This window comes from Wolbachia endosymbiont (group B) of Ablattaria laevigata, from assembly GCF_964277395.1.
Taxonomy (GTDB): Bacteria; Pseudomonadota; Alphaproteobacteria; order Rickettsiales; family Anaplasmataceae; genus Wolbachia.
The window spans coordinates 238,907-258,639 of the sequence record NZ_OZ195519.1; the positions used below are offsets into that span (position 1 = coordinate 238,907).

Here is a 19,733-nt window from a genome sequence, read left to right on the forward strand (position 1 = left end):
TGAAATCAGTTAGATTAGCTTTTATTACTTGATCTTTTGGATTTGGATGTTTAATATTAGGAATAATAAAACTTAAGTTAAGGTAGTGTTCTCTTAACAGATTTTTGTGGAGGAGTGACCGAGTGGTTAAAGGTAACAGACTGTAAATCTGTCCGCATTGCGTACGTAGGTTCGAATCCTACCTCCTCCATTGTGCGGGTATAGCTCAATGGTAGAGCTCTAGCCTTCCAAGCTAGTGACGTGGGTTCGATTCCCACTATCCGCTCTTTTTTTGTTGTATTTATATAAAATCAACATATTATTTATTGATGTATTTGTATTTTAGGTAGAAGAGTTAAAATTATGACAGCGATAGTAGAAGCATTTGGAAAGCCGCATGTAAACGTGGGAACGATAGGACATGTGGATCATGGGAAGACAACGTTAACAGCGGCGATAACAAAGCATTATGGTAATTTTGTAGCATATGATCAAATAGATAAAGCGCCAGAAGAGAGAAAGAGAGGTATAACAATAGCAACAGCGCATGTTGAATATCAAACAGAAAAGAGACACTATGCACACGTTGATTGCCCTGGACATGCTGATTATGTAAAGAATATGATAGTAGGTGCAGCACAGATGGATGCAGCGATATTGGTAGTGTCAGGGGTTGATGGGCCGATGCCACAAACGAGAGAGCATATATTGCTGGCAAAACAGGTGGGTGTTGGATATATCGTGGTATATATAAATAAAGCTGATGTTGCTGATGCTGATATGATAGATTTGGTAGAAATGGAAGTGAGAGAGTTGCTGAGTAAGTATGGATTTCCAGGTGATGAAGTGCCTGTGATAGTTGGGTCTGCGTTAAAAGCATTAGAGGATGATAGTAGTGAGTATGGAAAGAAATCAATAGATAAATTGATGGAGAAGTTAGATGAGTATGTGGCAGTACCTCCAAGGCCTGTAGATTTGCCGTTTTTGTTGCCAATAGAAGATGTATTTTCAATATCGGGCCGAGGGACGGTAGTAACAGGAAGAATAGAGAAGGGGGAGATAAAGACAGGGGATGAGATAGAGATAATAGGTCTGAAAGCGACGCAAAAGACGACATGTACTGGTGTTGAGATGTTTAAGAAGTTGCTAGATAAGGGGAGTGCAGGACTCAATGTAGGAATACTACTAAGAGGAACAAAGAGAGAAGAAGTGGAGAGAGGGCAAGTATTGGCAAAACCAGGGACAATAACCCCGCATAAGAAATTTAATGCGGAGGTGTATATATTGAAGAAAGAAGAAGGAGGAAGGCATACACCATTTTTTGGAAATTATCAGCCACAGTTTTATTTAAGGACAACGGATGTAACTGGGAGCATAAAATTGCTAGATGGAAAGGAGATGGTAATGCCAGGGGACAATGTGAGTATAGAAGTGGAGTTGCAAGTACCAATAGCAATGGATAAAGGATTACGTTTTGCGATAAGAGAAGGTGGTAGAACTGTTGGTTCTGGCGTTGTTTCGGAAATTTTAGAATGAGTGTAATAACTAAGATGAAGCAAGATATATATATTAGAATCAAAGCTTTCGATTGTTCTTTATTGGAAAAGTGTATTCGCGAGTTTATTGATCAATTAAAGCAGTTTAATGCAGATTTATCTGGTCCGATTGCGTTGCCAAGAAAAGATTCTAAATTTACTGTTAATAGGTCTCCTCATGTTGATAAAAAATCTCGTGAGCAATTTGAAATGAGAATTTCTAAGCGGTTAGTTGTTGTACATAATCCTACTTCTACTATGATGCAGATGCTTGCAGATTTATCTTTTTCTGCTGGTGTAGAAGTGGATTTAAAGGTTAAGGAAGGTTAATATTTAGGAAAAGAAAATGAAGAGAATAAATTCGCTTAGGAGAATTGGTTTGTTAATGATGAATGTTGGCCATACTGCTATGTATTTTGATAATAGTCGCATGGCTGTAACCTTATTACATCTCAGCGAAACTTATATTATCGATATAAAAGGACAAGATGAATGTGGCTACAATTCAGTCATTTTAGGCACAGGAGATTTTAAAAAAATAGCAAAACCTCAGTTGGAATATTTAAAGAAAAAGGGTATAAATAATAAATGTAAATTATACGAAAGTAGATTAACTGATCTATTCGGAATAGAATGTGGTAAAAAGGTGGGGGTTAATCATTTTGTAGTTGGTCAATATCTTGATATTACGGGTTATTCTTTAGGCAAAGGGTTTGCTGGTGTGATGAAGCGGCATAACTTCAGTGGGCTTAGGGCATCTCATGGTGTTTCTATTGCTCATAGATCACAAGGTTCTACTGGTCAATGTCAAGATCCTGGTAGAGTATTCAAGGGGAAGAAAATGGCTGGTCATTTAGGTAATAGCAGAGTAACTGTACAGAATATGAAAATATTATCCATTGATTATGAAAATAGCATAATTGCTGTAAAGGGTAATAATGTTCCTGGGTTTAAAAACTCTTATGTTTTTGTGAGAGATGCAGTTAAAAAGCCTTTACATAAAGATGTTCCTTTTCCAGCAGGTCTGCTGTTGAATATGAGTGATGATGCTAATAATTTGGTGAGTTAGTTATGGAATGTGAATTAGTTGATCTATCTAATAATAATGTAGGTAGTGTTGAGCTTAATCCCTTGATATTTTCTGCCAAGCAAAAATTGAGTATTTTGCATGATATAGTGAGATGGCAATTAGCAAAGAGAAGAGTTGGTGCTCATAAAACAAAGGGTATCAGTGATGTTTCTGGTACAACAGCTAAGCCGTATGGTCAAAAACGTACCGGTAGGGCGAGACAGGGGAGCTTGCGATCTCCTCAGTTTAGAGGTGGTGGAATTATTTTTGGTCCTGTTGTGAGGAGTCATGCTTATTCTCTTAATAAAAAAGTACGTAAATTTGGTTTGAAAATTGCTTTATCTCTAAAATATTTAAATAATCAAGTTATTGTTCTTGATAGTTTAAATGTTGATGTGAAGAAAACATCTAAAATGTGTGAATATATTAAAAATTTTAAATTTTCTTCTTTTTTAATAGTTGGTGATTATGGAGATGATTTGTTACGTGCTGCTAAAAATTTGCATTATGTAGATTTAATCAAACCTATTGGGTTAAATGTTTTTGATATATTGAATCATGAATGCGTGATGTTAACAAAAGACACTTTAAAGCATCTTGAAGGTAGATTGTTATGATTAAATATAATAATATAATAAAATCTCCTGTAATCACAGAAAAGGCTTCTCTTTTAAGAGAGAAGTTTAATAAATACTCTTTGTATGTTTTTGTAAATGTAAATAAGCGTCAAATAAAATCGGCAATAGAGTCTTTATTTAATGTCAGAATTTCTTCTATAAATGTTATTAGAGTTAAACCTAAATATAGACGGTTTAGGGGTGTGATTGGTTGTAAAAAACAGAGAAAAAAGGTTTATTTTTCTTTGATAGATGGTCAAAAATTAGATATAATGAGCGTTTAATATGGGTATGAAATTTTTTAATCCTGTTACTCCGTCTTCTCGTGGGACTGTATTAATAAGTAAAGTTGGTTTATCAAAAGATAAGCCGGAGAAGTCTCTTGTATTTGGTAAAAAATCCAGTGGTGGAAGAAATAATCATGGTAGAATTACAACTCGTCATAGAGGTGGTGGTCACAAGAAGAAGTATAGAGTTATAGATTTCAAACGTAATAGAAGTGATCAGGGTATAGTTGAGAAAATAGAGTATGATCCAAATAGAAGTGGGTTTTTAGCATTAGTATCATATAAGGAAGATGATGCTAAATCTTATATATTAGCTCCTCAAGGTATGAAGCCTGGTGATGTTGTGATAGCTGGAGATGATGCTGATATTTTGCCAGGGAATTGTTTACTACTCAAGCATATACCTGTTGGTTCTTTCGTTCATAATATTGAGCTGAAGCCAGGTAATGGTGCTGCGATTGCTAGAGCTGCTGGTTGTTATGCACAAATCGTTGGTCGTGATGGCCAATATGTTTTATTACGACTCAGGTCTGGTCAAATTAGGTTGATTTTATCTTCTTGCAAGGCTACTATTGGTGTAGTATCTAACCCTGACCATAAGAATAGAAAGTTGGGTAAAGCTGGGAGAAGTAGGTGGCTTGGGATTAGACCTACTGTACGTGGAGTTGCAATGAATCCGGTTGACCATCCTCATGGAGGTGGAGAGGGAAAAACTTCTGGCGGTCGTCATCCTGTTACTCCTTGGGGTGTTGCAACAAAAGGAAAGAAAACTAGGAAAAAAAATAAATCTAGTGATAAGTATATAAAAAAATTGAAAGGTTAATTTATGAGTAGATCTGTATGGAAACCACCTTTTTTACATCCATCTGTACTAAGATTAGTTCAGAGAGCTTTAAAAGAGGGTTCTATTAATAAGGTGATAAAAATTCATTCCAGGGCTTCTGTAATTCTTCCTAATTGTTTGGGTTTAAAGTTTGCTGTTTATAATGGTAAAGATTACATTCCTGTTAGTGTTGATAATCAGAATATGATAGGTCATAAATTTGGTGAATTTTCACCTACTCGTAAATTTACTGGGCACGGTGGTGATAAAAAGGCAACAAGAAGGTAGGTAATTGATATGAAAAATAGGGATATAATAGTTGAGGCTGGTTCTAAGGTTTTAAGATCAACTCCTCGCAAATTAAATTTGGTTGCTGATTTAGTGCGTAATAAAAAAGTTTCTTTTGCTAATGTACAATTAAGATTTTGTGAAAAAAAGGCTGCCGGTTTTATAATGAAGGTGTTGAATTCTGCAATTGCTAATGCTCAAAATAATTATGGATTGAACGTTGATAATTTATATATAAAGGAAATTTTAATAGGTAAGTCACTTACTTTGCGTAGAGTATATCCAAAAGCTATGGGTAGGGCTAATAGAATGAGCAAATTTTATAGTAATATAACTATAAAATTGAAAGAAATTGTATGATTTATAGAAATGGAAAATTAATAAGGAAAGTGTAAAAATATGGGACAGAAGGTTAATCCTAAAGTATTTAGATTGCAAATAAATAGTAATACCTGGGATTCTGTTTGGTGTGCTACAGACGATTATAAACAGAAATTGCATCAAGATCTATTTATTCGCAGTTATATAAATGAATCCTTTAAGCATGCTGGTATTTCTAAAGTAACTGTAGAGCGTACAATTAATTTAGTGTCTGTAATAATACATTCTTCTAAGCCTGGAGTTATAATAGGTAAGAAAGGTTTGGATGTTGAGAAGATAAAGCAAAAAATAGCTAAAAAAGTAGAAAGTAGTGTCGAAGTGAATGTAGTAGGAGTTAAAAAGTCTGAAATAGATGCAGTTTTAATATCAAGGAGTATTACACATCAGCTAGAAAAAAGGATTTCATGTAGAAGAGCGATGAAAAAAGCTATTCAAAATTGTTTGAAGATGGGTGCTGAGGGTATTAAAGTAAGTTGCTCTGGGCGTCTTGGCGGAGCTGAAATAGCTCGTACTGAATGGTACAAAGAAGGTCGTTTGCCTTTACACACTTTGCGTGCTAATATAGATTATGCTTTTTGTGAAGCGAAGACTATATGTGGTATTATAGGAGTTAAAGTTTGGGTTTATGTTGGTAGTTAAGGTATATTGAAATGTTTGTTCCCAAAAAGAGTAAATATAAAAAGGTATTTAAGGGGAGAATCAAGGGTAATGCTAAGGGTGGTAGCACGCTGTCTTTTGGAGATTATGGATTAAAAGCTATGGAAGTAGGTAAGGTTCAGTCTAAGCATATTGAAACTGCAAGGCGCGTAATATCTAGAACGTTAAAACGCTCTGGTAAAGTGTGGATAAGAATTTTTCCTGATACCCCGGTTAGTAAAAAGCCAGCAGATGTACGTATGGGTAAAGGGAAAGGTAGTGTTGAATTTTGGGTATTTAAAGCTAAGCCCGGTAGGGTTTTGTTTGAAATTAGTAGTGATGTTCCCATGCATTTAGCAAGATTGGCGCTTGAAAAAGCGACTGCTAAGCTTCCTATGAAGTGTAAATTTATATCTAATCATAATTGAATGGAGTTGCAATGGATATAGTTAAATTTGAATCAGAATCTTCACAAGGATTACATGAACTTCTTGTGAATTTGAGGAAAGAATTTGTTAATTTGGCTTTTCAAAAAAAGCTGGGCCAGTGCAACAATTTTTCGCGTTTTAGCTTAATAAGAAAGAGCATAGCTCGTAGTCTAACTGTATTAAATAGAAGAAAGAGAGAGGGAAAAAATGCCTAAGAAGGTTTTTTGTGGTGTCGTAACTAATGCTGAGTCTGATAAGACTGTAAAGGTTTCGGTGTTACAAGTGTATAAGGATAGGCTGTATAAAAAAGTTATTAAAAAATACAAGAAGTATACAGCACATGATGAGAATAATAGTTGCAAAAAGGGAGATAGGGTTTTAATACAGGAACATAAGCCTATTTCTGTTACTAAAAAATGGGTTGTTATCAATAGCTAAAAAGGAATAGGTATTTATATGATTCAAAAAAATACATTGTTAGAAGTAGCTGATAATTCTGGTGCGCGTGCAGTGCTTTGTATTGGCTTGTTAGGTGGTAGGAAATCTGCATCTGTAGGTGATACGATTGTTATATCTACTAAGTCTATTAACCCAAAAGGTAAAGTTGAAAAAGGAAAAGTATATAAAGCAGTTGTTGTTAGAGTAAAAAATAGTGTTAAGAAATCTGATGGTTCTGTAATTCGTTTTTCTAGCAATGCTGTGGTTTTAATTAATGATCAAGGTGAACCACTTGGCACTCGGGTGTTTGGTCCAGTAAAAAAGTTGTTATCTGGTTCTTTTATGAAAATAATGTCATTAGCTGATGAGGTTTTATAATGAGTGCTAAAATAAAAAGTGGTGATGATATTATAGTTTTAACTGGTAAAGATAAGAGAAAAATTGGTAAGGTAATCAAAGTTATAATACGTGATGCTAAAAAGAAAGTAGTTGTTTCTGGCGTAAATGTGTGTAAGAGACATACTAAACCAAGAGCTGGTAGTGGTGGTGGTATATTGAATAAAGAGTTAGCTATTGATGTATCCAATGTTGCAATATTGGATCCTAAGTGTAAAACTCCAACTAAAGTAGGATTTAAGATTATAGATGGTAGAAAAGTGCGTTTTGCGAAAGTTTCTGGAGAAGTGATAGATTAGGTTGATATGTTTAAACAGTTGTATAAAGATAATATAGTAAAATCCTTAAAGGATAAGTTTAATTACGGCAATGTAATGCAAGTGCCTAAACTTGTCAAGGTGTGTATCAATATGGGCGTTGGAGATGCTGCTACGGACAATAAAGCGATAAATGAGCCATTTGATAATCTACATTTGATTACTGGGCAAAAGCCTGTGTTAACCTTTGCAAAAAAATCTATTTCTGGTTTCAAAATTAGAAAAGGTGCAACTGTAGGTTGTAAAGTGACTTTGCGTAGAAATAAAATGTATGAATTCTTAGAAAGATTAATATATATTGCTTTGCCAAGGGAAAAAGATTTTAGAGGGTTTAGTGTGAAGCAATTTGATGGTCATGGTAATTTTTCCCTTGGTATCAAGGAGCATATATCATTTTTAGAAATAGACTATGATAAAATAAGTAAAATTAGAGGTATGGATATTAATATTATAACAAGTGCAGTTAGTGATAAGGAAGCAAAGGAATTATTACTGGCTCTTAAATTCCCTTTTTTTGATAATTGAGAGAAAATATATATGGCAAAAAAATCCATGATACAGAAGAATCTTCGTAGAATAAAGTTATGCGATCAGTATAGGGAGAGAAGGGAAGAATTAAAATCTATAATGAATAATAAGGATTTATCTATTGCAAAAAGGTTTGCAGCTCAAAGTAAGCTGATTAAAAAATTGCCTAGAGATTCTTCTAAAATCAGAATTAGGAATAGATGCGCTTTAACTGGTAGGCCGAGAGGAGTATATAGAAAATTTGGTTTATGTAGGATTGTTTTACGTGATTTGTGTTCTTTTGGACAAGTTCCAGGGGTTACAAAATCTAGTTGGTAAATGTGATATAAGGAGTGTAATAGTGTCGTTATCTGATGGTATTGGTGATTTTTTAACAAGAATACGTAATGCTCAATTGGCAATGCATAGGGAAACAAGAGTCCTATTCTCTAAAGTGAATTCTTCTATATTGAAGATCTTAAAAGAGGAAGGGTATATTCTTAATTATGAAAAGCAAGAGAGTGATAGTATCCCTTCGCTTGTTGTGCAGTTGAAGTATTATGATAAATCACCTGTGATTAATGATATAGCTAGGGTATCAAAGCCCGGTTGTCGTTATTATTCTAAGTGTAAGGACATTTCTAAAGCATATAATGGTCTTGGAATTTTTATTATATCTACACCGAAAGGAGTGATGACCGATTATAATGCACGTAGATTAAAAGTTGGTGGAGAAGTTTTGTGTCGTGTATTTTAAATGATAGGAGAAATGTATGTCTCGTATAGGTGCCTCACCTATCAATATTCCTGCTGATCTTTCAGTTGAATATAATGATGGTAGGGTATTAATAAGAAGTGTTAGGGCAGAAAAAGAGCTGAACTTGTGTAGTGGCATTCTGTGTCAGATAGTTGATAATCAATTGTTACTTTCTGTTGATCAAGGCAGGGATGATTATGATAAAATAAAATCTATATGGGGCACTTATAGAAGTAATATTAATAACATGATTAACGGTATGGTTAATGATTTTTCTGTTGATCTTGAGATTAATGGTGTGGGGTATAAAGCAGAATGTGATGATAAGTATTTGACTTTATATCTTGGTTATAGTCATAATATTAAGTATAAAGTGCCTAAAGACGTTGAGATTAAGTGTATAAAGCCAACTCATTTAGTGATTCGCGGTATGGATAAGCAAAAAGTCTATATGGTGGCTTCTGATATATGCAAAATTAGAAAATATGATCCTTATAAAGGTAAGGGTATTGTAATAAAAGGCAAATTTATGCTGCGTAAGGTTGTAAATAAAAAGAAGTAATTAAAATGAAAAGATTGTATAATTTTTTAAGTAGCTATGAAAAAAGGAAACTTCGTAATAGAGCGAAGCTCGATAAGAGCGCTGGACGTTTACGTATATCCGTATTTAAGTCTAATAAACATTTTTACGTTCAGTTGATTAACGATGCAAAAGGAATAACCCTAGCTTCTGCTTCTACTTTGGATGATAAAATTAGGAATGTATGTAAAGGTAGGGTCAATGCTGAAACTATAAAACAGGTTTCTTCTTTATTGATTGAGCGTCTGCCTAGTACAAAATTGCAGCAGCGGTTCGTCTTTGATCGGGGAGCATATAAGTATACAGGATTGATTTCTCAATTTGCTGAGGCTTTAAGAAGCTCTGGATTTAAATTTTAGAAGGTTTTAAATATGGCTGTAAAGAATTTACAAAATAATAATGATTTATCAGAACTTTTGGTTTCAGTGCGAAGGGTAACAACGGTTACTAAAGGTGGTAGAAGATTTTCATTTTCAACTTTGGTTGTTGTTGGTGATGGTAAGGGTAGGGTAGGATGTGGAATAGGTAAACACGCAGAGGTTGCTGAAGCAAGAGTGAAAGCTGTAAATGCTGCAAAGAAGTCGATGATTAGGGTGTACTTACGTGAAGGTAGAACTTTACATCATGATATTAAAGCTAAATTTTGTTCTGGTGAGATAGTTTTAAGAGCTGCAAGAACTGGAACAGGTATTATTGCTGGTGGAGCAATGAGGTCGGTTTTTGAGGTATTAGGTATAAAGGATGTGGTAGCTAAGTCTACTAGATCAAATGATCCCCATAATATTATATGTGCAGTATTTAAGGCTTTTGATGTTATGTTATCTCCTCGCCAAGTGGCAGGTAAGAGGGGTAAAAAGATTAGTGAGATAGTTGGAAATAGGTAAAGTATGAATGATGCTGTAAAATTAAATTCTGTGTTTACCAAATTATCTAAGAAAAAGAAGCCTAAATTATTAGGTAGAGGTATTGGTTGTGGTAAAGGTAAAACATCTGGTAGGGGGCATAAAGGGCAAAAAGCGAGAAGTGGCGTTTCTATAAATGGTTTTGAAGGTGGACAGCAGTCTATATATACTCGTTTACCTAAAAGAGGTTTTAAGCCTATACGCAAAAACTTATACTCTATATTTAATGTTGGTGATGTACAGTGCTTAATGGAAGCTAAAAAAATAGTCAAGGATTCTATCATAGATAAGGAGCTACTGCATAAATTAGGTTTTATCAGATCTGTTAAAAGTAAAATCAAACTTCTTAATAAGGGTAAATTAAGCGAAAAATTTGTGTTTCATGTTGATTTTGCATCAGAAGCTGCAAAAAGATCTGTAGCTTCAGTTGGTGGTAGTGTAGAAATACTATCGTAAATCATGAGCAGTAAATTTGCATTTAATAGTTTGGATTCTACGTTGTTATATAAAAGTGATTTACTAAAGCGTATATTTTTTACGCTAATGGCTTTAGTTTGTTATCGTTTAGGCACTTATGTTCCTATTCCTGGAGTTAATCTTGATATAATCAATGATATATTTCCAAAAGAGAGTTCTGGTGTTTTTGGAGTATTTAATTTATTTTCTGGTGGCGCTTTAGCTAGAATGACGATCTTGGCGTTAAACGTTATGCCATACATAGTTGCATCCATAGTTATGCAATTATTATCTTCTGCCGTTAAAGGAATCAATGAAATTAAAAATGAAGGAGAGTTAGGACGTCGAAAGATGAACTCTTATATACGCTATATGACTATAGTGTTTTGTATCTTTCAATCAATTACGATCTTAATAGGGTTAGAAAGAATGAATAGGGAAGGGGTATTAGTTGTAGTTGAACCTGGTATTATGTTTCGTACTATAGGTGTCTTTAGCCTTTTAGGTGGAACTATATTTTTAATATGGCTTGGTGAGCGGATCAGTGTGAGCGGTATAGGCAATGGTATCTCATTAATCATTTTTACTGGCATAACATCTGAATTACATAATGCTTTATCATCTCTGCTAACATTAAATAAAAATGGTAGTATGTCGTTTTTCATTACCCTTTTTGTTATAGCATTGTTTTTTTTACTGCTCCTTTTAGTCATTTTTACAGAATCTTCTTATAGAAAGGTAATTGTTCAATATCCCAAAAAACAGTTTAAAAAATTACATAATGATGATTTTACTTACATTCCATTGAAGATCAATTTATCTGGTGTAATACCAACTATTTTTGCTAACGCAATTCTATTAACGCCTATTTCAATTGCAAATTTCTATAAAGGTCATGCCATTGCTGATTTTATTTTAAACTACTTTATGGCAAATAAAGTGATGTACATTATAACTTACTTAATACTCATAGTACTTTTTAATTTTTTCTATACCAATTTTATATTTAATCCAGAGGAAAATGCTGATTTTCTTAGGAAAAATGGTGGTTTTATTCCTGGTAGAGGGCCTGGAAAACATACTTCTGATTATCTTCAAGATATAGTTTTTAAATTAACATTTATTGGGTCTGCGTATTTGGTGGTAATATGTACTATACCTGAAATTATGAGGTATCATTATGATATACCATTTATTTTTGGTGGGACGAGCTTGCTGATTATAGTTAACGTTATTACTGATACTATTATGCAAGTACAATCTTATGTTTTTTCAAATAGGTACGATAGTTGGATAAAGAAATATGAGTCTAAAACAAGGAGACTAAAGTGATCATTACAATTTTTGGTCCTCCTGGCTCTGGTAAGGGTACTCAGTCCAGTTTGTTAATAGCAAAGTATAATTTTAAATTAGTTTCAGTAGGAGATTTATTAAGGAATATTATATCTAGTGGGAGTAAATTAGGTAAAGGAATAAAGGATACTGTTGAATCTGGTAATTTAATTCAAGATGAAGTTATATGTAAATTATTGTGTGACCAGCTTGCATTAATAGATGGTGATTTTTTGTTAGATGGTTTTCCAAGAAATTTAAATCAAGCTCATTTTTTAACTCAAGTTTTGCAAAAAAGATGCAATAGGGATGTTGATCTTGTAATTGAGTTGCAGCTTGACGATAATATTGCAATTGATAGATTAAAAGATCGTCTTACTTGTTTGGATTGTAAAAGTATATATAGTATATCTTCTTTTAAGAATACTACTTGTGCTAAATGTAAAAGTACGAGATTGGAGAAGAGAATTGATGATGCTAATATGCTTGCAATTAATAAGAGGATAAGAGAATATCATTCTCAGATAAAGGGTTTGCGCGAGTATTATAAGGGCAAGTTGTTAACAATTAACGCTAATTTGAGTGTTGATAGAGTAATGCAAGAGATTGAAAGTAAAATTTCTTGTAATTTGATTTGACTATAAGTTGTTTTATGGTATAAATTAAGAGTTATTATTAATAAAGTATCGAGGTATCAGTGGCACGTATTGCAGGCATAAATGTTCCGGTGAAGAAGTGTATTCCTTTTGCATTAACTTATATACATGGTATAGGTATTACTACTGCGAATATAATTTGTCGTAGCTGTAAAATTGATGAGCGTAAGCGTGTTTCAGAATTACAAGATGAAGATATAGAGAAAATTAGTAGTTTTATTAGGCAAAAATATGTCATAGAGGGTGAGCTCAGAAAAAAAGTGGCTATGGATATAAAATCTTTAATAGAAATCGGTTGCTATAGAGGATTAAGGCATAGAAAAGGTTTGCCTGTGAGGGGACAAAGAACCCATACTAATGCTAAAACTCGTAAAGGCAGATCTAAATTGCCTATTGCTGGAAAAAAATAAAATTTGTTATTATCGTGAGTTTTTATGAAAAAAGTTAAAACGGTTGGTAAGAATACAAAAAGGTTTATTACTGGTATTGTCCATATTCGTGCAACTTTTAATAATACTTTTGTAAATGTGACTGATGTTTGTGGTAATACGCTTTACCAGACTTCTGTTGGTGCATGTGGTTTTTCTGGTTCGAGAAAATCCACACCTTATGCTGCAGGTAAGGTTGCCGATTCTGCTGCGAAGAAAGTAATAGAGAGATTTGGTATGAAGGTTGTTTCTGTAATAATTCGTGGTCCTGGTTTTGGTGCAGAAGCTGCAGTTAAAGCACTTAGGAATTGTGGATTGACTGTCACTTCAATTGCAGATAAAACGGCGATACCTCATAATGGGTGTAGACTAAGGAAAAAAAGAAGAGTATAGGATATTTGGAAGGTTTTTGTATGTATTATAGTGATAATGTCTCTTTCTGTGGAAATTTAGATAGATTAACTAAGCCTAATGCGATTAAGGTAATATCAGGTGATTCAAGTAAAAAAGGTGATATAGTTCTAGAACCTTTGGAAAGTGGTTTTGCTTTAACGTTGGGTCATGCATTAAGGCGTGTAATGTTGTCTTCTCTTCGCGGTAGTGCTGTTTATGGAATAAAAATTGAAGGCGTGAATCATGAATTTACTTCGATCCAAGGAGTTAGGGAAGACATAACTGATATAGCATTAAATATGGGCATGTTGAGATGTAAGCTAAATAACACGTCTAATAAGTGCTTAAATTTGAGCGCTAAAGGGCCTTGTCAAGTATTAGCTGGAATGATAGAAACTGATGACCAATGCTCTATTGTTAATAAAGATTTGGTGATATGTACACTAGGTCAAGATGTGGAGCTTAACATTACTATATATGTTGCTAGCGGAAAAGGTTATCTTCCTGTAAATAAATATAAAGAAAATGAATTTTTAAAGCTTATGAATGAACAAGATTTAATTGGTTTCATTCCAGTTAATGCTTTATATAGTCCTGTCGAGAGGGTTTCGTATAGAGTAGAGAATAGTCGTGTTGGTCAAGTTACTGATAAAGATAAGCTAATATTGTCAATTGAAACTGATGGTACAATCTCTCCAAGTCAAGCTGTTGACTATGCTGCAAGAATATTACAGGAGCAATTTCAGCCTTTTATTAGTTCTGATATGAGTTATAAAAAATCGCAGGTTTCTTTGTCTAGTGGTGCTAAAGATTTGGGCTATGATCCTGTTCTATTGCGTAAAGTAGATGAAATGGAATTATCTGTTAGATCTCATAACTGTCTGAAAAATGAAAATATCACTTATATAGGTGATCTTGTGCAAAAGACGGAAGTTGAAATGTTAAGAACTGCTAATTTTGGCCGAAAGTCTTTGAATGAAATCAAGGCAATTTTAAATAATTCAGGTTTGTCTTTGGGTATGAATATACCAAATTGGCCGCCTAAGGATATAGATGAACTGGCTAAACAACATACTGATGAGGATTAGGTAGTATATGAAACATGGAATAAAGAAAAATAAACTGTCTCGTTGTACCGAGCATAGGTTATCAATGTTAAAGAATCTATCTATCTCGTTAATTAATCATGAGCAGATTGTAACTACTTTACCAAAGGCTAAAGCACTTCGTCCATATGTGGAAAAGTTTATTACAATTGCTAAGAATAACGATTCTTTACATGGTAGAAGGCTTTTGCTTTCACGTCTTCATAATAGTAAGTTAGTAGTTGATAAATTATTAAGCGTTCTAGCTAATCGTTATCAAGACCGTAAAGGTGGATATTCTAGAATAATAAAATTTGGTACTCGAAAGGGTGATTGCGCTCCAATGGCAGTGATAGAGCTAGTTGATAGAGATATTTCAGCAAAAGGTGAGATTTATAGTAAAAATAAAAAAGGAAGCAAAGTAGTTACACAAAGCTAATTATTCTTTTTATGATAAGTAGGTTACGCTATTTTGTAGGTTACTTTGGAGAATTGTTAGTTTCGATATATTTAAAGCTGAAATTCTATAATGTTATAAAACGTCGCTTCCGTTGTAAGTTGGGTGAAATTGACTTAATTGTATCTAAAAAAAGGGAGCTGATTTTTATAGAAGTTAAAACAAGTTTATTTGGAAAAGAAGTACCGATATCTCATTTTCAGTGTCAGTCTATTATAAATTCTTCTAAATATTTCTTAAGTAAAAATCTTGATTTTTTAGATTATTCAGTCAGATATGATTTATGTTTTCTTTCCTTAAGGAGAAGACCTATTTATATAAAAAATGCTTGGATTGAACAATGGTAGCTAAAATAATTTAGATTTACTAGAACAGGTAATTGAATATGAAAAACAATAATTTAGTTTCATCTTATGCTAGAGCACTGTTTCATGTCTCAGGAAGCAGATTAGGTATTATAAGAAAAGAAGTAGAATTTTTGTTAGCTTTTTTTAAAGATCAAGATGTTTTTGTGTATCTATCTCATCCTATGGTTTCTCTTTTGCACAAAAAAGAAGCGATACTTTCTATAAAGGAGAACTTGAGTGAAAACTTAGTCAAATTTATTATGGTTACACTTGCAAACAAGCGCTCCCGTTTATTAATCCTTATATTAGAAAAATTCTTAAATCTTGTAAGGGAAAGTGAAAATGAATTGGAAATTACTATAAAATCAGCAGAGATTTTAAAGAAACCTGATATAAAAATAATTACTGAATCTTTGAACTTTCTTGGTAAAATAATAAAAGTCAGTCATGTGGTTGATCCTTCTATACTAGGTGGCTTTGTAGTTAGGTATGGTTTTAACGTGATTGATGCTTCGCTTAAGAGTTATTTGGATAGATTGGTTGATTTGAGTAAAATGGAAATGTTGAAAATAAGGAATTGTATATGAAGAATAGCATAAATGCCTCTGAAGTAGTAAACATAATAAAAGAGAAGGTTGAGACATTTGATAATCCTATAAAACGAGAAAATATAGGTGAAGTAATTTCAGTAACGGATGGTATCACATTGGTCTATGGGCTGGAAAAAGCAAAGTTTGGTGAAAAGGTATCTTTTGCAAGCGGTGTAGAAGGAATAGTTCTTGATTTAGATCATGATACAGCTGGAATAGTTGTGCTTGGCAATGACCGTGATGTAAAAGAAGGGGACGTTGTAAAATGTAGTGGTGATGTTGTACAGGTGCCTGTAGGTCATGAATTATTAGGGAGAGTTGTAAATGCATTAGGCGATCCTATAGACGATGGCGGAGAAATTAGAGCCAAGAACAAAATGTATATAGAATCTAAAGCGCCAGGTATTATTGACCGTAAATCTGTGCATGAACCTCTGCAGACAGGAATTAAAATTATAGATTTGTTGATTCCTATAGGTAGAGGGCAACGTGAATTAATTATTGGCGATAGACAAATTGGTAAAACCACTATTGCGATTGATACTATTATCAATCAGAAGAAGATTAACGATGAGGTAAACGAAAATCAAAAAATTTACTGTGTTTATGTTGCTATTGGACAAAAAATTTCGACAGTAGCAAAAGTGGTGAATAAGCTAAAAGAAAGTGGAGCATTAGAGTATACAACCGTAGTTGTGGCTAGCGCATCTGACTGCGCGCCTATGCAATTTTTAGCACCTTATACCGGTTGCACTATTGGAGAATTTTTCCGTGATAATGGAATGCATTGCTTGGTGGTATATGATGATTTATCTAAGCATGCTGTGGCATATAGGCAGATGTCCTTATTGCTTAGACGTCCTCCTGGTCGTGAAGCTTATCCTGGAGATATATTCTATGTACACTCTCGCTTGCTTGAAAGAGCTGCCAAAATGTCTGATGAAAAAGGACAGGGATCTTTGACTGCTTTGCCGATTATTGAGACTCAGGCTGGCGATGTATCTGCATATGTTCCAACTAATGTGATTTCAATTACCGATGGACAAATTTTTCTTGAGTCTGAATTGTTTCACAAAGGATTTCGCCCTGCAGTGAATATAGGTTTATCGGTTTCTCGGGTTGGCTCTGCTGCACAATTGAAATCTGTGAAAAAAGTTGCTGGTTCTATAAAGCTGAGTTTGGCCCAATATAGAGAACTGGAAGACTTTGCTAAATTTGGTTCTGATCTTGATGCTACTGTTCAATTGTCCTTAAACAAAGGTAAATACCTTATTGAATTATTAAAGCAAAAACAGTATTCACCTATGCAAATAGAAGAGCAAGTATTGCTTATGTATATCTTTTCTAATCTGTATGGTCAATTAAATAAGGTACAGGTGAGCAACATCAATAGGTTCGAGTGTGATCTTATCAATTATTTTCAAACTGTTCACCCTGGAGTTTTAAAAAAGTTGTCAGGTGACATGAATGATGATATAAAAGATGATATTCTTGGTATTGTGAGTGATTTTGTCACTCAATTTAATTGCGTTTAGGCGGTGATTATGACTTCATCCATTGTTAACAAGTTTCCTATTACAAGGGAAGGTTTTGAGAGTATGCAAGTCGAACTTGAGAAATTAAAGGAAGAAAAACCTTCTATCATACAGGCTATTTCTGATGCTCGTGATCAAGGCGATTTATCTGAAAATGCAGAATATCATGCAGCACGGGAAAGATTAAGTTTTATTGAAGGCCGCATAATTGAGGTAGAGAGTAAACTTTCACATGCAGAAGTGATAGAAGTAAAAAATTTGTCTGGTGATACAGTAATGTTTGGTGCAACTGTTACGGTAAGCATGCTCGGTGATGATAACAGTGAAATAGAATATGTTTATAAGATTGTAGGTGGGTATGAAGCTGATGCTTCAAAGCAGTTGATCTCTACGGATTCACCACTCGGTAGTGCTTTAATTGGCAAAAAAGTTGGTGAGTATGTGGAAGTGATAGTGCCAAATGGAGAGAAATTGTATAAAATAGTTAAGATTGAGTTTAAGTAAATCATGGTACAAGTAACTTATCCTTCAATTAGTCTACCCGGTATTTCTTCTGTGGAAGATGTATTAAGGGATGCTAGTTCTGGTAAATTATTCATTTTAGTTGACGATGAAAACAGAGAGAATGAAGGTGATCTGATTGTATTAGCTGAGAAATTAGAGCCAGAACATGTGGCTTTTATGGTTAGATACGGTACAGGGATTGTTTGTTTAGCAATGACTAAAGTTCACATGAAAAGGTTAGGCCTTAGTTTCATGGAAAAAAAAAATGTTGGTGAAAATCATACTGCTTTTACTACATCAATTGATGCACGTTATGGTATTACTACGGGTGTTTCAGCTGAGGATAGAACAAAAACTATACATGTTGCTATTGATAAAAATAGAACTCAGGATGACATTATAACTCCCGGTCATATTTTTCCTGTGATTGCACATGAGGGTGGAGTAGAGCAACGTGCTGGTCATACTGAAGCAAGTGTTGAGATAGCTAAGTTAGTGGGATGTAATCATTCTGCAGTTATTTGTGAATTAGTGAATGATGATGGCTCTATGATGCGCTTACCCCAGTTGCTTGAATTTGCTGAACAACATAATATTAAGTTAACTACCATTGATAAACTTATCAGTTACGTTCAAAATTTAAACTAGCGTTTATAGATTCGTATAGTTTAAGTGTTAAAATATAAAATTCCTCAAAGTTATACAAACAAGGAATTTCCATGTCTAAGCTTTTTGTTTTACTATTTTTTTTCGTATACTGTAATAGCGCTTACTCTGTTAGTATTATTAGAGATAGTGAAGTGGAAGCGGTAGTTAAGGATCTAGCGCAACCTTTATTTTCTGCTGCGGGTATTGATAATGATAAAATAAAAGTTTTTATAGTTGATGATAGATCGATTAATGCTTTTGTAATTAACAATAATAGCATTTTCATTCATTTAGGGCTTTTACAATATTCGACTGAACCTTATGTCTTACTTGGTATATTAGCACATGAAATTGCTCATATATCTGCTGGTCATGTATTACAAATGAGTAGTGCTGTAGGTTATTTTCAATCAATAGCAATGATTAGTTATATGGTAGGATTAGTTTCTAGTATTGTCATTAACCCTCAGGTTGCGAGTGCAATCTTGCTTAGTGGTGTAACGCTTAGTTCAAGGTTGTTTTTTAACTATTCTCAAGAGCAAGAGAGTGTAGCAGATAGCTATGCTTTAAGATACCTAGATGAATCTGGCTATGATAATTTGGGTATGAAAGAGATTTTTGACTATTTTAAGAGTATTGAGCATGAAAACACTGAAGAGTATTTCCGCACTCACCCACTTAGTGATAAGCGTATATTTGCTGTACAGAATTATAAGATTAAAAACAATATAAAACCAATCCTTGTAGATAAATTGCTGAAGTTTGAGCGTATGGTTGCAAAGCTAGACTCTTTCTTTGCTCCTATTCATGTGTTATCTAATAAATATGAAGGTAGTTCTAAGTATGTAAATGCTGTAATTCACTATAGGCAAGGAAAGATAGAAGAGGCTATTACTAAAGTTAATTCATTGATTCAAGAGTCACGCAATGATCCTTATTTATATGAATTAAAAGCGGAGATGTTATACAAAGCTGGAAATTTAAGTGAAGCAATAAAAATGTATGAAGAATCACTTAGATATTTATCTGAGAAGAATAACTATTTAGTGAAACTTGCATTATCTCATACTTTATTGTTATACGGTGACGTAGAGAAGGCAATTTTTTACCTGGAGCAGATTGCAAGCGTAGAAGCAAATAACGCTTTTGTCTGGAAGTATTTAAGTATTGCATATAAACGTAGCGCTGATATGGCAATGTATTACTTTGCTTTGACAAAGAAGGCTTGTATTGAAGGTGATTTAGAGAAATTTATGAAATACGCTGAGGTAGCTGTTAAAACTTTACCGAAAGACAGTCATTATTTGTTACAGATTGAAGACATGAAGGAACAATACACACAAAAATATCCTGATTTTTAAG

Annotated in this window: 33 protein-coding genes and 2 tRNA genes; all 35 read left to right on the forward strand. The window is 33.7% G+C overall.

Annotation, left to right across the window (positions count from 1 at the left end; translation table 11 throughout):
* Window positions 1-108 precede the first annotated feature (108 nt).
* Window positions 109-190: transfer RNA gene (locus ACICP1_RS01185), tRNA-Tyr, on the forward strand.
* Window positions 191-194: 4 nt separating this feature from the next.
* Window positions 195-265: transfer RNA gene (locus tag ACICP1_RS01190), tRNA-Gly, on the forward strand.
* Between the two features lie 77 nt (window positions 266-342).
* Window positions 343-1,515, forward strand: coding sequence for an elongation factor Tu (gene tuf, locus ACICP1_RS01195; protein WP_395460931.1), 1,173 nt, complete (start codon window positions 343-345; stop codon window positions 1,513-1,515).
* 14 nt (window positions 1,516-1,529) lie between these two features.
* The gene (gene rpsJ / locus ACICP1_RS01200; protein WP_395461299.1) at window positions 1,530-1,844 is read left to right on the forward strand and encodes a 30S ribosomal protein S10; all 315 of its coding nucleotides are present in this window, start codon (window positions 1,530-1,532) and stop codon (window positions 1,842-1,844) included.
* A gap of 16 nt (window positions 1,845-1,860) precedes the next feature.
* Entirely contained in the window at window positions 1,861-2,583 is a 723-nt protein-coding gene (gene rplC / locus ACICP1_RS01205; RefSeq protein ID WP_395460932.1) for a 50S ribosomal protein L3, read from the forward strand.
* Window positions 2,584-2,585: 2 nt separating this feature from the next.
* Entirely contained in the window at window positions 2,586-3,200 is a 615-nt protein-coding gene (gene rplD, locus ACICP1_RS01210; RefSeq protein ID WP_006012216.1) for a 50S ribosomal protein L4, read from the forward strand.
* The gene (locus ACICP1_RS01215) at window positions 3,197-3,484 is read left to right on the forward strand and encodes a 50S ribosomal protein L23 (RefSeq protein ID WP_015588346.1); all 288 of its coding nucleotides are present in this window, start codon (window positions 3,197-3,199) and stop codon (window positions 3,482-3,484) included. The genes rplD and ACICP1_RS01215 overlap by 4 nt, the downstream gene beginning before the upstream one ends.
* A 1-nt stretch (window position 3,485) precedes the next feature.
* Complete coding sequence (rplB, locus tag ACICP1_RS01220; RefSeq protein ID WP_264682342.1) at window positions 3,486-4,310, forward strand: 50S ribosomal protein L2; 825 nt, start codon at window positions 3,486-3,488, stop codon at window positions 4,308-4,310.
* 3 nt (window positions 4,311-4,313) lie between these two features.
* Window positions 4,314-4,598: a 30S ribosomal protein S19 gene (rpsS, locus tag ACICP1_RS01225; RefSeq protein ID WP_010404687.1), complete on the forward strand. Its 285-nt coding sequence runs from the start codon at window positions 4,314-4,316 to the stop codon at window positions 4,596-4,598.
* Window positions 4,599-4,607: 9 nt separating this feature from the next.
* The gene (gene rplV, locus ACICP1_RS01230) at window positions 4,608-4,958 is read left to right on the forward strand and encodes a 50S ribosomal protein L22 (RefSeq protein ID WP_007302537.1); all 351 of its coding nucleotides are present in this window, start codon (window positions 4,608-4,610) and stop codon (window positions 4,956-4,958) included.
* 39 nt (window positions 4,959-4,997) lie between these two features.
* A complete protein-coding gene (gene rpsC / locus ACICP1_RS01235) occupies window positions 4,998-5,618 on the forward strand; it encodes a 30S ribosomal protein S3 (RefSeq protein WP_353278293.1) in 621 nt (206 codons plus the stop codon).
* Between the two features lie 11 nt (window positions 5,619-5,629).
* The gene (gene rplP, locus ACICP1_RS01240; protein ID WP_006012233.1) at window positions 5,630-6,043 is read left to right on the forward strand and encodes a 50S ribosomal protein L16; all 414 of its coding nucleotides are present in this window, start codon (window positions 5,630-5,632) and stop codon (window positions 6,041-6,043) included.
* A gap of 11 nt (window positions 6,044-6,054) precedes the next feature.
* Window positions 6,055-6,258, forward strand: coding sequence for a 50S ribosomal protein L29 (gene rpmC, locus ACICP1_RS01245; protein WP_007302540.1), 204 nt, complete (start codon window positions 6,055-6,057; stop codon window positions 6,256-6,258).
* The gene (rpsQ, locus tag ACICP1_RS01250) at window positions 6,251-6,481 is read left to right on the forward strand and encodes a 30S ribosomal protein S17 (protein ID WP_010404696.1); all 231 of its coding nucleotides are present in this window, start codon (window positions 6,251-6,253) and stop codon (window positions 6,479-6,481) included. The genes rpmC and rpsQ overlap by 8 nt, the downstream gene beginning before the upstream one ends.
* Window positions 6,482-6,499: 18 nt before the next feature.
* On the forward strand, window positions 6,500-6,859 hold the full coding sequence (gene rplN / locus ACICP1_RS01255) for a 50S ribosomal protein L14 (protein WP_395460933.1): 360 nt from the start codon (window positions 6,500-6,502) through the stop codon (window positions 6,857-6,859).
* Window positions 6,859-7,176 carry a 50S ribosomal protein L24 gene (gene rplX / locus ACICP1_RS01260; RefSeq protein WP_010404700.1) on the forward strand — a complete coding sequence of 106 codons (318 nt, stop codon included), beginning with the start codon at window positions 6,859-6,861 and terminating at the stop codon, window positions 7,174-7,176. Before rplN ends, rplX begins: the two co-directional genes overlap by 1 nt.
* A gap of 6 nt (window positions 7,177-7,182) precedes the next feature.
* Window positions 7,183-7,719, forward strand: coding sequence for a 50S ribosomal protein L5 (gene rplE / locus ACICP1_RS01265; protein WP_052265060.1), 537 nt, complete (start codon window positions 7,183-7,185; stop codon window positions 7,717-7,719).
* A 12-nt stretch (window positions 7,720-7,731) separates the two neighbouring features.
* Entirely contained in the window at window positions 7,732-8,040 is a 309-nt protein-coding gene (gene rpsN, locus ACICP1_RS01270; RefSeq protein WP_007302545.1) for a 30S ribosomal protein S14, read from the forward strand.
* A gap of 22 nt (window positions 8,041-8,062) precedes the next feature.
* Window positions 8,063-8,458, forward strand: coding sequence for a 30S ribosomal protein S8 (gene rpsH / locus ACICP1_RS01275; protein WP_007302546.1), 396 nt, complete (start codon window positions 8,063-8,065; stop codon window positions 8,456-8,458).
* A 16-nt stretch (window positions 8,459-8,474) separates the two neighbouring features.
* Window positions 8,475-9,020, forward strand: coding sequence for a 50S ribosomal protein L6 (rplF, locus tag ACICP1_RS01280; protein ID WP_395460934.1), 546 nt, complete (start codon window positions 8,475-8,477; stop codon window positions 9,018-9,020).
* 5 nt (window positions 9,021-9,025) lie between these two features.
* Window positions 9,026-9,397 (forward strand): 50S ribosomal protein L18, encoded by a 372-nt coding sequence (gene rplR / locus ACICP1_RS01285; RefSeq protein WP_052265059.1) that lies wholly within the window; start codon window positions 9,026-9,028, stop codon window positions 9,395-9,397.
* 12 nt (window positions 9,398-9,409) lie between these two features.
* Window positions 9,410-9,922 carry a 30S ribosomal protein S5 gene (gene rpsE / locus ACICP1_RS01290; protein ID WP_010404712.1) on the forward strand — a complete coding sequence of 171 codons (513 nt, stop codon included), beginning with the start codon at window positions 9,410-9,412 and terminating at the stop codon, window positions 9,920-9,922.
* A 3-nt stretch (window positions 9,923-9,925) separates the two neighbouring features.
* Window positions 9,926-10,396 carry a 50S ribosomal protein L15 gene (gene rplO / locus ACICP1_RS01295; RefSeq protein ID WP_006012263.1) on the forward strand — a complete coding sequence of 157 codons (471 nt, stop codon included), beginning with the start codon at window positions 9,926-9,928 and terminating at the stop codon, window positions 10,394-10,396.
* 3 nt (window positions 10,397-10,399) lie between these two features.
* Window positions 10,400-11,728: a preprotein translocase subunit SecY gene (secY, locus tag ACICP1_RS01300; RefSeq protein WP_010404717.1), complete on the forward strand. Its 1,329-nt coding sequence runs from the start codon at window positions 10,400-10,402 to the stop codon at window positions 11,726-11,728.
* Window positions 11,725-12,366 carry an adenylate kinase family protein gene (locus tag ACICP1_RS01305; protein WP_264374634.1) on the forward strand — a complete coding sequence of 214 codons (642 nt, stop codon included), beginning with the start codon at window positions 11,725-11,727 and terminating at the stop codon, window positions 12,364-12,366. Before secY ends, ACICP1_RS01305 begins: the two co-directional genes overlap by 4 nt.
* 59 nt (window positions 12,367-12,425) lie before the next feature.
* Entirely contained in the window at window positions 12,426-12,794 is a 369-nt protein-coding gene (gene rpsM / locus ACICP1_RS01310; RefSeq protein WP_010404723.1) for a 30S ribosomal protein S13, read from the forward strand.
* A gap of 24 nt (window positions 12,795-12,818) precedes the next feature.
* Entirely contained in the window at window positions 12,819-13,205 is a 387-nt protein-coding gene (gene rpsK, locus ACICP1_RS01315; protein WP_006012273.1) for a 30S ribosomal protein S11, read from the forward strand.
* A 20-nt stretch (window positions 13,206-13,225) separates the two neighbouring features.
* Window positions 13,226-14,293, forward strand: a complete 1,068-nt coding sequence (locus ACICP1_RS01320) for a DNA-directed RNA polymerase subunit alpha (protein ID WP_264375913.1) — start codon at window positions 13,226-13,228, stop codon at window positions 14,291-14,293.
* Between the two features lie 7 nt (window positions 14,294-14,300).
* Window positions 14,301-14,729, forward strand: a complete 429-nt coding sequence (gene rplQ / locus ACICP1_RS01325; RefSeq protein WP_010404731.1) for a 50S ribosomal protein L17 — start codon at window positions 14,301-14,303, stop codon at window positions 14,727-14,729.
* 11 nt (window positions 14,730-14,740) lie between these two features.
* Window positions 14,741-15,094, forward strand: coding sequence for a YraN family protein (locus ACICP1_RS01330; RefSeq protein ID WP_127464124.1), 354 nt, complete (start codon window positions 14,741-14,743; stop codon window positions 15,092-15,094).
* Between the two features lie 38 nt (window positions 15,095-15,132).
* Window positions 15,133-15,681, forward strand: a complete 549-nt coding sequence (gene atpH / locus ACICP1_RS01335; protein WP_007302557.1) for an ATP synthase F1 subunit delta — start codon at window positions 15,133-15,135, stop codon at window positions 15,679-15,681.
* Window positions 15,678-17,219, forward strand: coding sequence for a F0F1 ATP synthase subunit alpha (gene atpA / locus ACICP1_RS01340; RefSeq protein ID WP_007302558.1), 1,542 nt, complete (start codon window positions 15,678-15,680; stop codon window positions 17,217-17,219). Before atpH ends, atpA begins: the two co-directional genes overlap by 4 nt.
* A gap of 9 nt (window positions 17,220-17,228) precedes the next feature.
* Entirely contained in the window at window positions 17,229-17,723 is a 495-nt protein-coding gene (gene greA, locus ACICP1_RS01345) for a transcription elongation factor GreA (RefSeq protein ID WP_007302559.1), read from the forward strand.
* Window positions 17,724-17,726: 3 nt separating this feature from the next.
* Entirely contained in the window at window positions 17,727-18,371 is a 645-nt protein-coding gene (gene ribB / locus ACICP1_RS01350; protein WP_007302560.1) for a 3,4-dihydroxy-2-butanone-4-phosphate synthase, read from the forward strand.
* Between the two features lie 71 nt (window positions 18,372-18,442).
* Window positions 18,443-19,732 carry a M48 family metalloprotease gene (locus ACICP1_RS01355; protein ID WP_395460935.1) on the forward strand — a complete coding sequence of 430 codons (1,290 nt, stop codon included), beginning with the start codon at window positions 18,443-18,445 and terminating at the stop codon, window positions 19,730-19,732.
* Window position 19,733 lies beyond the last annotated feature (1 nt).

What these genes read in the sequence shown, in the direction of transcription:
- tuf (WP_395460931.1), top strand. Translation starts at nt 343, where the DNA reads ATGACAGCGATAGTAGAAGCATTTGGAAAGCCGCATGTAAACGTGGGA.
- rpsJ (WP_395461299.1), top strand. Translation starts at nt 1,530, where the DNA reads ATGAAGCAAGATATATATATTAGAATCAAAGCTTTCGATTGTTCTTTA.
- rplC (WP_395460932.1), top strand. Translation starts at nt 1,861, where the DNA reads ATGAAGAGAATAAATTCGCTTAGGAGAATTGGTTTGTTAATGATGAAT.
- rplD (WP_006012216.1), top strand. Translation starts at nt 2,586, where the DNA reads ATGGAATGTGAATTAGTTGATCTATCTAATAATAATGTAGGTAGTGTT.
- ACICP1_RS01215 (WP_015588346.1), top strand. Translation starts at nt 3,197, where the DNA reads ATGATTAAATATAATAATATAATAAAATCTCCTGTAATCACAGAAAAG.
- rplB (WP_264682342.1), top strand. Translation starts at nt 3,486, where the DNA reads ATGGGTATGAAATTTTTTAATCCTGTTACTCCGTCTTCTCGTGGGACT.
- rpsS (WP_010404687.1), top strand. Translation starts at nt 4,314, where the DNA reads ATGAGTAGATCTGTATGGAAACCACCTTTTTTACATCCATCTGTACTA.
- rplV (WP_007302537.1), top strand. Translation starts at nt 4,608, where the DNA reads ATGAAAAATAGGGATATAATAGTTGAGGCTGGTTCTAAGGTTTTAAGA.
- rpsC (WP_353278293.1), top strand. Translation starts at nt 4,998, where the DNA reads ATGGGACAGAAGGTTAATCCTAAAGTATTTAGATTGCAAATAAATAGT.
- rplP (WP_006012233.1), top strand. Translation starts at nt 5,630, where the DNA reads ATGTTTGTTCCCAAAAAGAGTAAATATAAAAAGGTATTTAAGGGGAGA.
- rpmC (WP_007302540.1), top strand. Translation starts at nt 6,055, where the DNA reads ATGGATATAGTTAAATTTGAATCAGAATCTTCACAAGGATTACATGAA.
- rpsQ (WP_010404696.1), top strand. Translation starts at nt 6,251, where the DNA reads ATGCCTAAGAAGGTTTTTTGTGGTGTCGTAACTAATGCTGAGTCTGAT.
- rplN (WP_395460933.1), top strand. Translation starts at nt 6,500, where the DNA reads ATGATTCAAAAAAATACATTGTTAGAAGTAGCTGATAATTCTGGTGCG.
- rplX (WP_010404700.1), top strand. Translation starts at nt 6,859, where the DNA reads ATGAGTGCTAAAATAAAAAGTGGTGATGATATTATAGTTTTAACTGGT.
- rplE (WP_052265060.1), top strand. Translation starts at nt 7,183, where the DNA reads ATGTTTAAACAGTTGTATAAAGATAATATAGTAAAATCCTTAAAGGAT.
- rpsN (WP_007302545.1), top strand. Translation starts at nt 7,732, where the DNA reads ATGGCAAAAAAATCCATGATACAGAAGAATCTTCGTAGAATAAAGTTA.
- rplF (WP_395460934.1), top strand. Translation starts at nt 8,475, where the DNA reads ATGTCTCGTATAGGTGCCTCACCTATCAATATTCCTGCTGATCTTTCA.
- rplR (WP_052265059.1), top strand. Translation starts at nt 9,026, where the DNA reads ATGAAAAGATTGTATAATTTTTTAAGTAGCTATGAAAAAAGGAAACTT.
- rpsE (WP_010404712.1), top strand. Translation starts at nt 9,410, where the DNA reads ATGGCTGTAAAGAATTTACAAAATAATAATGATTTATCAGAACTTTTG.
- rplO (WP_006012263.1), top strand. Translation starts at nt 9,926, where the DNA reads ATGAATGATGCTGTAAAATTAAATTCTGTGTTTACCAAATTATCTAAG.
- secY (WP_010404717.1), top strand. Translation starts at nt 10,400, where the DNA reads ATGAGCAGTAAATTTGCATTTAATAGTTTGGATTCTACGTTGTTATAT.
- rpsK (WP_006012273.1), top strand. Translation starts at nt 12,819, where the DNA reads ATGAAAAAAGTTAAAACGGTTGGTAAGAATACAAAAAGGTTTATTACT.
- ACICP1_RS01320 (WP_264375913.1), top strand. Translation starts at nt 13,226, where the DNA reads ATGTATTATAGTGATAATGTCTCTTTCTGTGGAAATTTAGATAGATTA.
- rplQ (WP_010404731.1), top strand. Translation starts at nt 14,301, where the DNA reads ATGAAACATGGAATAAAGAAAAATAAACTGTCTCGTTGTACCGAGCAT.
- ACICP1_RS01330 (WP_127464124.1), top strand. Translation starts at nt 14,741, where the DNA reads ATGATAAGTAGGTTACGCTATTTTGTAGGTTACTTTGGAGAATTGTTA.
- atpH (WP_007302557.1), top strand. Translation starts at nt 15,133, where the DNA reads ATGAAAAACAATAATTTAGTTTCATCTTATGCTAGAGCACTGTTTCAT.
- atpA (WP_007302558.1), top strand. Translation starts at nt 15,678, where the DNA reads ATGAAGAATAGCATAAATGCCTCTGAAGTAGTAAACATAATAAAAGAG.
- greA (WP_007302559.1), top strand. Translation starts at nt 17,229, where the DNA reads ATGACTTCATCCATTGTTAACAAGTTTCCTATTACAAGGGAAGGTTTT.
- ribB (WP_007302560.1), top strand. Translation starts at nt 17,727, where the DNA reads ATGGTACAAGTAACTTATCCTTCAATTAGTCTACCCGGTATTTCTTCT.
- ACICP1_RS01355 (WP_395460935.1), top strand. Translation starts at nt 18,443, where the DNA reads ATGTCTAAGCTTTTTGTTTTACTATTTTTTTTCGTATACTGTAATAGC.